Origin of the sequence: Streptomyces sp. NPDC059564 (assembly GCF_042735575.1) — a bacterium.
In the GTDB taxonomy this organism is placed as follows: Bacteria; Actinomycetota; Actinomycetes; order Streptomycetales; family Streptomycetaceae; genus Streptomyces.
In genome coordinates this window covers 1-12,999 of the sequence record NZ_JBHWBP010000204.1, presented here as the reverse complement: position 1 = coordinate 12,999, position 12,999 = coordinate 1, and the positions used below count along the sequence as shown (strand labels likewise).

Sequence of the window (12,999 nt, the reverse complement as noted above, 5' to 3'; positions counted from 1 at the left end):
GCGGCATGGTCAGCGAGAGCCCGGCCCACTCGGGCCCGAGCCCGGCCACGAACCCGGGGAGCGCGGCCTCGTCGATCTCGAACCGGTCGTAGGACCAGTCGTCGAGGCCGAGCTCCCGGTAGGCGGCGCGGTGCAGCACCGGCGAGAGGGAGTGCTCGATGGGCGAACCCAGCACCGCGGCCCGTATCCGTGACATGTCCTGCTACCCGCCGTTCGTCTTCTTCTGCTTCTGCCGTTCCAGGAACTCGTCGGCGAGCTTCTGGTGCTCCTCGTAGGTCTTGGTGAAGGTCGTCGTGTTGCCGTCGACCGACACGAAGAACATCCAGCCGCCGTGGTCCGGGTTGAGCGTAGCGGTCAGCGCGTCCAGACCGGGGTTCCCGATGGGACCCGGGGGCAGTCCCTTGACGAAGTGCGTGTTGTACGGGTGGTTGAAGGCCTGGGCTTCCTTCAGGTTGAAGTTGATCTCGCTCTGGTTCTTGACGTAGTTGTACGTCGAGTCGAACTGGAGCTTCTGGTTCGTGACGTCGTTGGTCTTCTTGAGGCGGTTGTAGACCACCTCGGCCATCTTCCGGAAGTCGTCGTGGTTCTTGCCCTCGGCGTTGACGAGGCTGGCGACCGTGACCACCTGGAGCGGGTTGTCCAGGCCCAGTTCCTTGGCCTTGCCCTCGACGCCCAGCTCCGTGTACTTGGCGGTCGCGTTCTTGACCATTTCCTTGAGCAGGGACTCGGGGGTGCTGTCCTTGCCGAGGTCGTAGCGCGTCGGGTAGAGGAAGCCTTCCAGCGGGTCGATCAGCTTCGGGTCGTTGCCCGCCCAGGCCGGCAGGCCGAGGTTCTTGGCCTCCCGCAGGGCGATGTCCTTGGTGGTGCCGGACGGCTTGCCCAGCTTCTTGTCGATCGCGTCGTACACCTTGGTGTTGCGCATGCCCTCGGTGACGGTGATGACGTTGAGCTTGCTGGGGTCGATCATCACGGCGACGGCCGCCGCGCCCGACATCTTCTTCTTCAGCGTGTAGACGCCGGGCTGGATGGACTTGCCCTTGGGGTTGGCGTTGGCCGCGTCCACGAAGGCCTGGGCACTCGCGACGACCCCGGCCTCCTTGAGGATGCGGCCCATCTGGCCGAGACCCGCCCCCTTGGGGATCTCGATGTCGACCGACTCCTCCGAGCCGGAGCCCGCGAAGTCCTCCGTGGCGCCGAAGCGCTCCTTGATGTACGAGTAGCCGTAGTAGCCGCCACCGCCGACGACGGCGACGATGACGAGGGCCGCGACCAGGCAGGCCGCGCCGCTGCGCTTGGGCTTGCCGCTCTTGCCGCCCTTGCCGCGGCCCGCACGGCGGCCGCTGCGGCCGGGGGGCTCTTCGTCGTCGGCGAGGAGGGACTCCTCGGCCTCCTCCGGCAGCACCTCTTCGGCCGGGTCCGGAGCCGGCCGACGGCGGCCGGGGGGCTGCGGCGGCGGGAAGGCCTCGGGGGTGGCGTACAGGTCGGGGGCCTCGCCGGGGTACCCCACGGCGACGGGCTGGGCGTACGGGTCCGCACCGGCGTACGGATCGACGGGCGCGGGCCCGGCCGGGTACTGATCCTGGAGCTGGGCCTGATCCTGCAGCTGGCCCTGGTACGGGACCTGGTGCTGCCCGGTGTCCCAGCCCTGGCCGTCGTACGCCGGCTGGGGCTGGGGCTGCTGGTGGAGCTGCTGGTGCTGCTGCTCCTGCGGCACGTACTGCTGCTGGGGGTACTGCTGCTGCTCCGGGTACTGCTGGGGGTACTGCTGGTACTGCCGCTCCTGGTACTGCGATTCCTGGTACTGCGGCTCCTGCGGATACGGCTGCTGGCCGCCTGCGTAGGGCGCCTGCCCCTGCTGGGTCGCCTGTCCGGTCCAGCCCTGGTCCCCGTAGAGCGGGTCCTCCGGGTGCCAGGGTTCGGGGGCGCGGCCCCGGCCATACTCAGTCATCGGTCCCCTAGAGCCGCGAGACGGAGGCAGCGGCTTCGTTGCCGCGGCACCCGGTTCCGCCTCTGAAGTGGTGGGCGACGGCTGTTCGAATGCCGCCACATCGCGCGGAACGTTACCGTATCGCGATCAGACAACCACTTCGACGCACTCACCGGGCGGATTACCTGATACCCGTTCGGTCTCAAGAGCGTTCTGAAGGATCACCACGGCGGCCGCCTGGTCGATCACCGAGCGGCCCTTCTTGGCGTTCCGTCCCGAGGCCCGCAGCCCCTGGGCGGCGGTGACCGTGGTCATCCGCTCGTCCACCAGACGGACCGTCACCGGCTTGATGCCCTTCGCGAGTTCGTTCGCGAAGACGCGCACCTTGGCCGCGGCCGGCCCCTCCCGCCCGCTGAGCGAGCGGGGGAGGCCGACCACGACTTCGAGGGGCTCGTACTCCTCGACGAGCTGCCGCAGCCGCCGGTGGGCGAACGGAATATCCCGGCCCGGGACGGTTTCCACCGGTGTGGCGAGCACCCCGTCGGGGTCGCACGAGGCGACCCCGATCCGGGCGTCTCCGACGTCGATGGCCAGCCTGCGGCCGCGGCGCAGCGTCATCGTCAGGCCGTCTCGACGACGAGGCGCTCGACGGCGCTGATGGCCTCCGGGATGGCGGCCGGGTTCTGGCCGCCGCCCTGGGCCACGTCCGGCTTGCCGCCACCGCCGCCACCGAGGGTCTTGGCGGCGGTACGGACCAGGTCACCGGCCTTGAGGCCGCGCTCGCGGGCCGCCTCGTTGGTGGCGATGACGGTCAGCGGGCGGTCGTTCGCCGTGGTGAAGAGGGCCACGACGGCCGGACGGTCGCCCTGGATGCGCCCGCGCACGTCGAGGACCAGCTTGCGCAGGTCGTCGGCGCCGGTGCCGTCCGGGACGGTGCCGACGACGAGCGCGACGCCGTGGATGTCCTGGGCGTTCGCGGCGAGGCCGGCGGCGGCCTGGAGGACCTTCTCCGCGCGGAACTTCTCGATCTCCTTCTCGGCGTCCTTCAGCTTGCCGAGCATGGAGGCGATCTTCTCCGGCAGCTCCTCCGGACGGCCCTTGACCAGCTCCTGGAGCTGGGCGACGACCGTGTGCTCCTTGGCGAGGAAGTTGTACGCGTCCACGCCCACCAGGGCCTCGACGCGGCGCACGCCGGAGCCGATGGAGGACTCGCCGAGCAGCTTCACCAGACCCAGCTGGGCGGTGTTGGCGACGTGGGTACCGCCGCACAGCTCCTTGGAGAAGTCGCCGATGGTCACGACGCGCACGCGCTCGCCGTACTTCTCGCCGAACTCGGCGATGGCGCCCTGCTTCTTCGCCTCGTCGATGCTCATGATCTCGGCGGTGACGTCGAGCTCGCGGGAGAGCACGTCGTTGATCTTCTGCTCGACGTCGGTGAGGACCGTGCCGGGGACGGCGTTCGGGGAGCCGAAGTCGAAGCGGAAGCGGCCCGGCGAGTTCTCGGAACCGGCCTGGGCGGCCGTCGGGCCGAGCGCGTCGCGCAGCGCCTGGTGGGTCAGGTGCGTGGCCGAGTGGGCGCGGGCGATGGCCCGGCGGCGGTTGATGTCGATGGCGGCGTACGCGGAGGCGCCCACCGTCACCTCGCCGACCTGGACGGAACCCTTGTGCACGGAGACACCGGGGACCGGCTGCTGGACGTCGCGGACGACGATGACGGCGCCGGAGTCGAGCTTGATGCGGCCCTGGTCGGCGAGCTGGCCGCCGCCCTCGGCGTAGAAGGGGGTGCGGTCGAGGACGACCTCGACGTCGTCGCCCTCGGAGGCGGCGGGCGCGGAGACGCCGTTGACCAGGAGGCCGACGATGGTGGACTCGCCCTGGGTGGTGGCGTAGCCGGTGAACTCGGTGGCGCCGGAGCCGTCGGCGATCTCCCGGTAGGCGGACATGTCCGCGTGGCCGGTCTTCTTGGCCTTGGCGTCGGCCTTGGCGCGGTCGCGCTGCTCCTGCATCAGGCGGCGGAAGCCGGGCTCGTCCACGGAGAGGCCCTGCTCGGCGGCCATCTCCAGGGTGAGGTCGATCGGGAAGCCCCAGGTGTCGTGGAGCAGGAACGCCTTGTCGCCGGAGAGGACCGTGCCGCCGGCGGCCTTGGTCTCGGTCACGGCGGTGTCGAGGATGTTCGTGCCGCCCTTGACGGCCTTGAGGAAGGCGGCCTCCTCGGCGAGCGCGACGGTCTCGATGCGCTTGCGGTCGGTGACGAGCTCCGGGTACTGCTGCCCCATCGTGTTGATCACGACGTCGACCAGGTCCTGGACGACCGGGCCGGTGGCACCCATGAGGCGCATGTTGCGGATGGCGCGGCGCATGATGCGGCGCAGCACGTAGCCGCGGCCCTCGTTGCCGGGGGTGACGCCGTCGCCGATGAGCATGACGGAGGTGCGGATGTGGTCGGCGACCACACGCATCGAGACGTCGGTACCCTGGGCGGCGCCGTACTGCACGCCGGTCAGCTCGGTGGCCTTGTCCATGACCACGCGCAGGGTGTCGGTCTCGTACATGTTCTGCACGCCCTGCAGGATCATCGCGAGACGTTCGAGGCCGAGACCGGTGTCGATGTTCTTCGACGGCAGGTCGCCGAGGATCGGGAAGTCTTCCTTCCCGTCGCCGGCGCCGCGCTCGAACTGCATGAAGACCAGGTTCCAGATCTCCACGTAGCGCTCGTCGTTGACGGCCGGGCCGCCCTCGACGCCGAACTCCGGACCGCGGTCGTAGTTGATCTCGGAGCACGGGCCGCAGGGGCCGGGAACGCCCATGGACCAGAAGTTGTCCTTCTTGCCCAGACGCTGGATGCGCTCGGCGGGGACGCCGATCTTCTCGCGCCAGATCTGCTCGGCCTCGTCGTCGTCGAGGTAGACGGTGATCCAGAGCTTCTCGGGCTCAAGGCCGTAGCCGCCGTCCGCCACGGAGCTGGTGAGCAGCTCCCAGGCGTACGTGATGGCGCCTTCCTTGAAGTAGTCCCCGAAGGAGAAGTTGCCGCACATCTGGAAGAACGTGCCGTGGCGGGTGGTCTTGCCGACCTCTTCGATGTCCGGGGTACGGACGCACTTCTGCACGCTCGTGGCGCGGGGGGCCGGGGGCTTGGTCTCGCCGAGGAAGTACGGCTTGAAGGGGACCATGCCCGCGTTGACCAGCAGCAGAGTCGGGTCGTCCGCGATGAGCGACGCCGAAGGGACAACGGCGTGACCGCGCTCCTCGAAGAAGCTCAGCCAGCGGCGGCGGATTTCAGCCGACTCCATCAGTGGTCCTCATTCCGGTTGTACGAAAATTTCGATCGGTGGGTGGTCTGGTCGTGCTGGTGGTACTCGATGGCCCGCAGCCGCCGCTGCCCGGGGAGGGCGGTGACGTTGTCCGGCCCATCGGGGTCCTGGGTGAGTCCCAGTGCGTCGTTCAGCTCGTCCTCGCGCTGCGTCATTCCCGCCTTGACGTCGAGGGCGAAGTCCTTGAGGCGGTGGCCCGCCTCCACGGCCTTGTCGGCGGCCTGGGCGGCGAGGCTCTCCGGCGTCAGCTTCTTCAGCTGCCGGTTGACCTTGGTGGTGGCCCACACGCCGGCGGCTGCGCCGGCGGTGAACCAGAAGGCTCGGCGGAACATCGGCGGTCTCAGCCCTTCTGCTTCCGGCGCCGGGCCGCCGGCACGGTACGGCCGACGATCACGCTACGCCGGGATGTCTTCTGCGGCACGTTCTCCGCCTTGCCCAGCGCCTTGCGGACGCCGTAGCCGAAGGCCGCGATCTTGACCAGCGGGCCGCCGAAGGTGGAGGCCACGGTGGAGGACAGCGCGGAGGCGTTGGAGGTGACCTCCTGGACGTCGCTCGCGATGGCGTCGACCCGGTCGAGCTGGGTGCGCGCGGAGCGGACGGTGGTCGAGGCGTCCGCGAGCAGCGGGACGGCCTGCTCGGTCACGTCGGCGACCAGCTTGGTCGTCGCCCTGAGCACCTGGGCGAGCCTCACCAGCACCACGGCGAGGAAGGAGACCAGGATGGCCCAGAAGACGGCCACGAGGATCCCGGCCACCTCTCCACCGGACACGTTGCACCGCTCCCTGAATCTGCGAAACCTACGGAGGAAAGTCGTCCTCCGACCCTATCGCGCCGGAGATCCGCCGCAGTACCGGAATACGGGGCCCGGCGGCCCCGCCTTGTACGCAGCGCGTCCGGAGCAGTACCCTCCGTGTCCCATGCGACAGAGACCCCTTCGACAAGGGACGTCCGGCAATCTTCCCTCGGAGCTGAGCGCCTTCGTCGGGCGGGGTGACGAACTCGCCGGGGTGGAGCGGCTGCTGGACTCCTCCCGGCTGGTGACGGTGACCGGGGTGGGCGGCGCGGGGAAGTCCCGGCTGGCCCTCGCCGCCGCCCGGGCCGCCGCCGACGGAGCGCAGGAACGCTACTTCGACGGGATATGGCTGGCCGAGCTGTCCTCCGTACGCGATCCGGCGCTGCTGGAGTTCACGCTGGCCGAGGCCCTCGGGCTGACCGACCACACCACCCGGCCGCCCCGGACCGTCCTGGCCGGACACCTCGCGGGGCGGCGGCTGCTGCTGGTCCTGGACGGCTTCGAGCAGCTGGTGGAGGAGACCGCCGAGCTGGTACGGGAACTGCTGCGCCGCTCCCCCGGCCTGCGGGTGCTCGCGGCGGGCCGCCGCCCGCTCGGCCTGGACGGGGAGGCGGTCTTCCCGCTGGCCCCGCTGGCCCCGCCGCAGGCCCTGGCCCTGCTGGCCGCCCGGGCGTCGGCCGCGGACCCGGACTTCGCGGTGACGGCGGCGAACCGCCCGGCGCTGACGGAGCTGTGCGTGCGGCTCGACGGGATCCCGTTGGCCCTGGAGCTGGCGGCCGGCCGGCTGCGGGCGCTGTCCCCGGAGCAGGTGCTGGCCCGGCTGGAGGACCGCTTCGCGCTGCTGACCGGCGGGACGCGCGGGGCGCTGCCCCGGCACCGGGCGCTGCGGACGGCGATCGGGTGGAGCCACGAGCTGTGCACCCCCGCGGAGCGGCTGCTGTGGGCCCGGCTCTCGGTGTTCGCCGGGCAGTTCGACCTGGACGCCGCCGAATACGTGTGCGGGGGCCCCGACCTGCCGGCGGACGGGGTGCTCGACCTGATCGGGGAGCTCCTCGCCCAGTCCCTGCTGGCCCGCGAGGACACACCGGCCGGCCTGGTGCGGTACCGGATGCTGGAGACCGTACGGATCTACGGGGCGGGCTGGCTGGAGTCGCTGGGGGACGCCGACCGGCTGCGGCGGCGGCACCGGGACTGGTACGTGGGGCTGGCCACCTGGTGCGAGCTGGACTGGTTCAGCCCGCGCCAGCAGGAGGTGGCCGCGCTGGTGGAGACGGAGCTGGCGAACCTGCGGCTCGCGCTGGAGTGCTGCCTGGACGAGCCGGAGGAACCGCACCTGGGCCAGTACCTGGCGGGCACCCTCTGGTTCTACTGGGCGGGCTGCGGACGGCTGACCGAGGGCCGGCACTGGCTGGGGCGCGCTCTGGACTGCGGAGCGGTGGAGGAGGAGTACGAGGGCTCGCGGCTGAAGGCGCTGTGGGTGCTCGGCTACGTCGCCGCGCTCCAGGGGGACGCGGTGGCCTCCATGGGCGCGCTGCACGAGTGCCGGGCCGGCGCCGAGCGGACGGGCAACCGGGTGGCGGCGGCGTACGCGGTGCACCGGCTGGGCTGCCTGGCGCTGGTCTCCGACGACATGGCCCGGGCCGCCGAGCTGCTGGGGGCCGCGCTGGAGCGGTACCGGGAGACGGGCGAGCTGAACAGCAACGTGCTGATGTGCCAGGTGGAGCTGGCGATGGCGCTGGCCTTCCAGGGGGACCTGGCGGGGGCGGTCGTGCTGTGCGAGGAGGTCCGGGACATCTGCGAGGAGCGCGGGGAGCGCTGGACGAAGACGTACGCCCTCTACGTGCTGGCGTACGCGGCCCTGGACGCGGGGGGCACGGCCGAGGCGCGGCGGCTGCTGACCGAGTGCGTGAGCGTCAACCACGCCTTCCGCGACCTGGTCGGGCTGGTGCTGTCGGTGGAGCTGCTGGCCCTGGTCACGGTCGCCGAGGGCGCCGCGGAGGAGGCGGCGGTGCTGCAGGGCGCGGCGGAGCCGATGTGGGAGGGGGTCGGCCTGCGCCTGTTCGGGTCGGGGTACTTCAACGCGCCCCGGCTGATGTGCCGGGAACGGGCGGGCGAGCTGCTGGGCCCGGAGCGGTACGCGGCGCACGCGGCCGAGGGCCGGCAGCTGACGCCGGCGGCGCTGGTGCTGCGGGCGGAGACGGGCGCGGGCCCGGGCGACGGCGCGGAGCGGGCGGGAACGCGGAAGCCCGCCGCCCCCCGGAGGGGACGGCGGGCCGATACCAGCCTGTGAGGGCTACGGCCGCTGGATCAGCGGGCGTAGTACTCGACGACGAGCTGCTCGTCGCAGATGACCGGGATTTCCTTGCGGTTCGGGTCGCGGTCCAGGCGGAAGGCCAGGGCCTTCAGGTTGACCTGCAGGTAACGGGGGGTCTCGCCCTCGCCTGCGTAGCCACCCTCACGGGCAACCTGGAACGGAACCTTCTCGCGGCTGCGCTCGCGCACCGTGATGACGTCGTCCGGGCGGACACGGAACGACGGCTTGTCGACCTTGTCGCCGTTGACCTCGATGTGGCCGTGAACGACCATCTGGCGGGCCTGGTAGATGGTGCGGGCGATGCCCGAACGCAGAACCAGGGCGTCGAGGCGACGCTCGAGCTCGACGACAAGCGCCTCGCCCGTCTTGCCTTCGGCCTTCTTGGCGCGGTCGTACGCGCGGGCCATCTGACGCTCAGAGATGTCGTACTGAGCGCGCAGACGCTGCTTCTCCAGCAGACGAACCTTGTAGTCCGAGTTCTGCTTGCGGCCACGGCCGTGCTCGCCCGGCGGGTAGGGGCGGGCCTCGAAGTACTTGACGGCCTTCGGGGTCAGCGCAATGCCGAGGGCACGCGACTTCTTGACCTTGGGTCGCTTCTGGTTCACGTGGAACCTACCTCCATGTAAGTTAGGTGAGGCTTACCTTAGCGAGGAGGACGTAATGTCTCGACCACATGGGATCCCCCTGCCCAGTGCGCACCGAAGTTCAGATCCAAACGAAACAGGATCTGCTTTCGGCGACGATAAGCAAGGTCAGCCGCGTCCCAGGGAAGGCGTTCGGCAGCTCACCGGAGCCGAACGCGTACGAACCCTCGTAGAGTCCAACGCCTCAGTATCCCTCACCCTGCCGGGTGCTCGTGACACGCACGAGCCCGACGAGCTCGGGAAAGGGGCGCCGGTCGCACGGACCGTCACCCCGGACGGGGACGTGATTCTCCTTGTTTCCGGGGAATCCGCGGCTGCCAGGGCTGCCGCTCACGCCCAGGACGACGACCTCACCGCCGTGATCGAGATCACGGATGTGGCGCCGGTGTCCGTGCCCCATCGTATACGCGGCCGCGCCTGGCTGGCCGGGTGGCTGACGCCGGTGCGCGGAGCGGACCGGGCCGGCTGCGCCGCGCTGCTCGCCGAGCGGCAGCCGGTGGGTGAGCTGCTGGGGCTGGCCGAGGCCCCTGACCTGCCCGACGACGCCCCGCGTTCCCCGCGCCCCGCCTGGATGATGCTCCGCCTGGAGGTCGGCGAGATCTCGGTGGACGACCTCTGGGGCGCCGAGCGCGTGGACCCGGAGGAGCTGGCGGGCGCCGAGCCGGACCCGATGGCCGCCCACGAGGCGGAGCTGCTCCAGCACCTGCACGCCGCCCACGCCGAACGCGTCGCCGACCTGTGCGGGCTGCTGGGGCCCCGGGCCGCGGCGGACCTCGTGGCCGTCCCGCTCGCGCTGGACCGGCTCGGGCTGCGGGTGCGGTTCATCGGCGGGGCCGGCCGCGGCGCCTCCGCCGCCGCCTCCTCCTCCTTCTTCGACGCCCGCTTCGACTTCCCGGAGCCGGTCGCGGACATCTGCGGCCTGCGCCGGGCGGTGCACCACCTGTTCGCGGCCGCCGCTCACTGAGGGCAGGTGGCCAGCAGCTCCTGGAGGGCCGTCTTCTCCGGCGGGGTGACCGAGAGGCCGTACTTGGCCTTGATGCCGGTGTAGCGGCGACCGTACTCGCACCAGTACGCCTGGCGCGGCGGCCGCCACTTGTCGGCGGTCTTGCTGCTCTTGTCGTGGTTCGTCTGCTTGTCCACGGCGAGCAGGACGTCCAGGTCGTTGGCGTACTCCAGCCTGCGCTGAGGAGTCCACGCGTACGCGCCGCCGCGCCAGGCGGCGCCGAGCGCCACGACGTGGTCCGTCTGGATCTGCGAGGCGCGGCGGTAGGTGTAGGGGAGCTCCTTGCCGGTGTACGGGTCGTGCAGCACCCCGGACACCACCACGCAGGGGTTGCGGTCCCCCTCGCGCAGCTCGCTCAGGTCCCGGCGCAGGACGTCGTCCCGGGTGTCGCACCCGTTGCGCCCGCCGACGCCGTCGGTGTCGTCCGACCAGTACCGGCCGAAGTTCTCCCGCTCGTACGTCTGCCAGTTCTTGCCCCACTCGACCTTCAGCCCGGCGAGCTCCGTCCTGGCGGTGGCCGCGCTGGGCGGAAACCCCGGGCTCGCCAACGGCACCCGCCCCACGAGGGCGGCGGCGCGCGCCTCTCCGGCGTCTCCGTGATGGCACCCGGTGACCAGCAGCCCGGCCGCGACGACGATGAGCCCGGCCCGAGATCCCATACCCGGAGCCTAGGCCCCGCCCCCTCGGGCATCCCGCCGACACGACTCCGCTGCGCGGGGCTTGCCCCTCCCCGCCCTTCCACCGTTCCCGCCTCGAACGCCGGCGAGGCTGAAGCATCCGGCGCTGACCGGCAAAATCCAGCCTCGCCGGCGTTTGGGGCGCGGGGGTCCGGGGGCGGAGACCCCGCAGCGGCGCCGCGCGCTCAGGACCCGCCGCGGAGGCGCTCGCGGACCTTCTCCACCACGTCCGCGTAGCGGGCTTCCGCCCCGTACCGCGTCGGCTCGTAGTACCGCTTGCCGTGGATCCCGTCCGGCGCGTACTGCTGCGCGGCAATCGCGCCGGGCACGTCATGCGGGTACACGTATCCCACGGCATGCCCCAGCTTCGCCGCGCCCTTGTAGTGCCCGTCCCGCAGGTGCGCCGGGACCGAACCCGCCAGCCCGGCCCGTACGTCGGCCAGCGCCGCGCCGATCGCGGTCGTGGCGGTGTTCGACTTCGGGGCCAGCGCCAGCGCGATCGTGGCGTGCGACAGCGTCAGCGCGGCCTCCGGGAAGCCGATCATCGCCACCGCCTGGGCGGCGGCCACCGCGAGCGGCAGGGCCGTCGGGTCCGCCAGGCCGATGTCCTCGCTCGCGGAGATCATCAGGCGCCGCGCGATGAACCGCGGGTCCTCCCCCGCCTCGATCATCCGGGCCAGGTAGTGCAGCGCCGCGTCCACGTCCGAGCCGCGGATCGACTTGATCAGCGCGCTCGCCACGTCGTAGTGCTGGTCGCCGTCCCGGTCGTACGTGACCGCCGCGCGGTCGACCGCCTCCTCCACCGTCCGGAGGGTGATCTCGTCCTCGCCCTTGGCGATGGCCGATCCGGCCCCCGCCTCCAGCGCGGTCAGGGCCCGGCGGGCGTCGCCCCCGGCGATCCGCAGCAGGTGCGCCTCGGCGTCGGCGGGCAGGGTGACGGCGCCGCCGAGGCCCCGCTCCTCGGTGAGCGCGCGCCGCATCAGCGCGCTGAGGTCCGCGTCCGTCAGCGGCTCCAGCGTGAGCAGCAGCGAGCGCGACAGCAGCGGGGAGATGATCGAGAAGTACGGGTTCTCCGTGGTCGCCGCGATCAGGGTGACCCAGCGGTTCTCCACGGCCGGCAGGAGCGAGTCCTGCTGCGCCTTGCTGAAGCGGTGGATCTCGTCGAGGAAGAGGACGGTGTCCTTGCCGTACCCGCCGGCGGCGCGCTTGGCGCCCTCGATGACGGCCCGGACCTCCTTGACGCCCGCCGTGATCGCCGACAGTTCGACGAACCGCTTCTGCGTCGCCTGGCTGACCACGTAGGCCAGGGTGGTCTTGCCGATGCCCGGCGGCCCCCAGAGGATCACCGACGAGGCTCCGGCCGGTCCCCCGGCGCCCTCCCCCACCAGCCGCCGCAGCGGCGAGCCCGGCTTCAGCAGGTGCTGCTGGCCTACCACCTCGTCCAGGGTGCGCGGGCGCATCCGGACGGCGAGCGGGGAGGCCGAGGGGTCCTTCTCCTGGCGGTCCTCGGCGGCTGCGGTGAAGAGGTCTGGTTCCACACCGGAAGCCTATGCGAGGCCACCGACACTCCGGCCCGGGCGGCTCAGGAGGTCCAGAAGTCCCACCAGCGGGTCAGGATCAGCATCCCGATGATCCCGATGTGCAGGACGGGCAGCACCCACGTGAACTCGTCGAAGAAGCTCCGCAGCCAGCCGGGGGCGGGCAGCAGGCCCTCGCGGACGTTGTGGGAGGTCACGTACCAGAACATGATGATCGTCGCGACCCAGGCCAGGCAGCACCACAGGCACAGGGAGTTGATGTTGTACAGCGACTGGTACATCAGCCAGGCGCAGAATCCGACGCCGAAGAGGGTGCCGGCGTTCAGCGTCAGCCAGTACCAGCGGCCGAAGCGGGCCCCGGCCAGCATGCTCATGCCGACGCAGATCACGATCCCGTAGGCGACCAGCCCCAGCATCGGGTTCGGGAAGCCGAAGGCGGCCGCCTGGTCGCTCTTCATGATGTTGCCGCAGGAGACGATCGGGTTCAGGCTGCAGCCCGGCGTGAAGTTCGGGTCCTCCAGCAGCTTGAACTTGTCGATGGTGATCACCCACGCGGCCAGCAGTCCCGCGGCCCCGGTGATCACGAGCAGCAGGGCCAGCGCCCGGCTGCCGCCGAAGGTTCGCGGAGCGGCATCCGCACCGGCACTGGTTGTCGTCATACCCGCCCGCTCCACATCTCCAAGGTCATCAAGCACCGGCCATTGTGCCGTACGGGGGCGCCCGAGGTCCGTTCGATGGAAATAAGTGCGAGGGGGATGAGAACGTGGGGCGGAGCGGGGAACGGGTCCCCGC

11 protein-coding genes and 1 pseudogene are annotated in these 12,999 nt (G+C 71.3%); 2 read left to right on the top strand and 10 right to left on the bottom strand.

Annotated elements, in window-relative coordinates; genetic code table 11:
• From ACFV0Q_RS27605 to ACFV0Q_RS27580, 6 genes and pseudogenes are all read right to left on the bottom strand, one after another.
• Positions 1–196, bottom strand: a pseudogene (locus tag ACFV0Q_RS27605) (shikimate dehydrogenase); the annotation flags it as partial.
• A 6-nt stretch (positions 197–202) separates the two neighbouring features.
• On the bottom strand, positions 203–1,948 hold the full coding sequence (mltG, locus tag ACFV0Q_RS27600) for an endolytic transglycosylase MltG (protein ID WP_385009068.1): 1,746 nt from the start codon (positions 1,946–1,948) through the stop codon (positions 203–205).
• A 126-nt stretch (positions 1,949–2,074) separates the two neighbouring features.
• Entirely contained in the window at positions 2,075–2,545 is a 471-nt protein-coding gene (gene ruvX / locus ACFV0Q_RS27595) for a Holliday junction resolvase RuvX (RefSeq protein ID WP_073920293.1), read from the bottom strand.
• Positions 2,546–2,547: 2 nt separating this feature from the next.
• Positions 2,548–5,217, bottom strand: a complete 2,670-nt coding sequence (gene alaS / locus ACFV0Q_RS27590; protein WP_385009067.1) for an alanine--tRNA ligase — start codon at positions 5,215–5,217, stop codon at positions 2,548–2,550.
• Positions 5,217–5,570: a DUF6167 family protein gene (locus tag ACFV0Q_RS27585; RefSeq protein WP_385009066.1), complete on the bottom strand. Its 354-nt coding sequence runs from the start codon at positions 5,568–5,570 to the stop codon at positions 5,217–5,219. Before ACFV0Q_RS27585 ends, alaS begins: the two co-directional genes overlap by 1 nt.
• Before the next feature lie 8 nt (positions 5,571–5,578).
• Complete coding sequence (locus tag ACFV0Q_RS27580) at positions 5,579–6,007, bottom strand: DUF948 domain-containing protein (protein ID WP_385009065.1); 429 nt, start codon at positions 6,005–6,007, stop codon at positions 5,579–5,581.
• 148 nt (positions 6,008–6,155) lie between these two features.
• Here ACFV0Q_RS27580 and ACFV0Q_RS27575 point away from each other — a divergent pair, with 148 nt between their 5' ends.
• Positions 6,156–8,321 carry an ATP-binding protein gene (locus tag ACFV0Q_RS27575; RefSeq protein ID WP_385009064.1) on the top strand — a complete coding sequence of 722 codons (2,166 nt, stop codon included), beginning with the start codon at positions 6,156–6,158 and terminating at the stop codon, positions 8,319–8,321.
• 17 nt (positions 8,322–8,338) lie between these two features.
• Here ACFV0Q_RS27575 and rpsD read toward each other — a convergent pair whose 3' ends face one another.
• On the bottom strand, positions 8,339–8,950 hold the full coding sequence (gene rpsD / locus ACFV0Q_RS27570; protein WP_008740451.1) for a 30S ribosomal protein S4: 612 nt from the start codon (positions 8,948–8,950) through the stop codon (positions 8,339–8,341).
• Positions 8,951–9,005: 55 nt separating this feature from the next.
• On the opposite strand from rpsD, the gene ACFV0Q_RS27565 reads away from it, so the two are divergent.
• On the top strand, positions 9,006–9,953 hold the full coding sequence (locus tag ACFV0Q_RS27565) for a DUF2470 domain-containing protein (protein WP_385009063.1): 948 nt from the start codon (positions 9,006–9,008) through the stop codon (positions 9,951–9,953).
• On the opposite strand, the gene ACFV0Q_RS27560 is transcribed toward ACFV0Q_RS27565, so the two are convergent.
• The 3 genes from ACFV0Q_RS27560 to ACFV0Q_RS27550 form a co-directional block, all read right to left on the bottom strand.
• Complete coding sequence (locus ACFV0Q_RS27560) at positions 9,947–10,651, bottom strand: HNH endonuclease family protein (protein WP_385009062.1); 705 nt, start codon at positions 10,649–10,651, stop codon at positions 9,947–9,949. The genes ACFV0Q_RS27565 and ACFV0Q_RS27560 overlap by 7 nt on opposite strands.
• Before the next feature lie 203 nt (positions 10,652–10,854).
• Entirely contained in the window at positions 10,855–12,207 is a 1,353-nt protein-coding gene (locus ACFV0Q_RS27555) for a replication-associated recombination protein A (RefSeq protein WP_385009061.1), read from the bottom strand.
• Between the two features lie 44 nt (positions 12,208–12,251).
• The gene (locus ACFV0Q_RS27550; protein WP_385009060.1) at positions 12,252–12,866 is read right to left on the bottom strand and encodes a vitamin K epoxide reductase family protein; all 615 of its coding nucleotides are present in this window, start codon (positions 12,864–12,866) and stop codon (positions 12,252–12,254) included.
• Positions 12,867–12,999 lie beyond the last annotated feature (133 nt).

Excerpts from the sequence above, each read along its gene's own strand:
- mltG (WP_385009068.1), bottom strand. The coding sequence starts at position 1,948 with ATGACTGAGTATGGCCGGGGCCGCGCCCCCGAACCCTGGCACCCGGAG.
- ruvX (WP_073920293.1), bottom strand. The coding sequence starts at position 2,545 with ATGACGCTGCGCCGCGGCCGCAGGCTGGCCATCGACGTCGGAGACGCC.
- alaS (WP_385009067.1), bottom strand. The coding sequence starts at position 5,217 with ATGGAGTCGGCTGAAATCCGCCGCCGCTGGCTGAGCTTCTTCGAGGAG.
- ACFV0Q_RS27585 (WP_385009066.1), bottom strand. The coding sequence starts at position 5,570 with ATGTTCCGCCGAGCCTTCTGGTTCACCGCCGGCGCAGCCGCCGGCGTG.
- ACFV0Q_RS27575 (WP_385009064.1), top strand. The coding sequence starts at position 6,156 with ATGCGACAGAGACCCCTTCGACAAGGGACGTCCGGCAATCTTCCCTCG.
- ACFV0Q_RS27565 (WP_385009063.1), top strand. The coding sequence starts at position 9,006 with ATGTCTCGACCACATGGGATCCCCCTGCCCAGTGCGCACCGAAGTTCA.
- ACFV0Q_RS27560 (WP_385009062.1), bottom strand. The coding sequence starts at position 10,651 with ATGGGATCTCGGGCCGGGCTCATCGTCGTCGCGGCCGGGCTGCTGGTC.
- ACFV0Q_RS27550 (WP_385009060.1), bottom strand. The coding sequence starts at position 12,866 with ATGACGACAACCAGTGCCGGTGCGGATGCCGCTCCGCGAACCTTCGGC.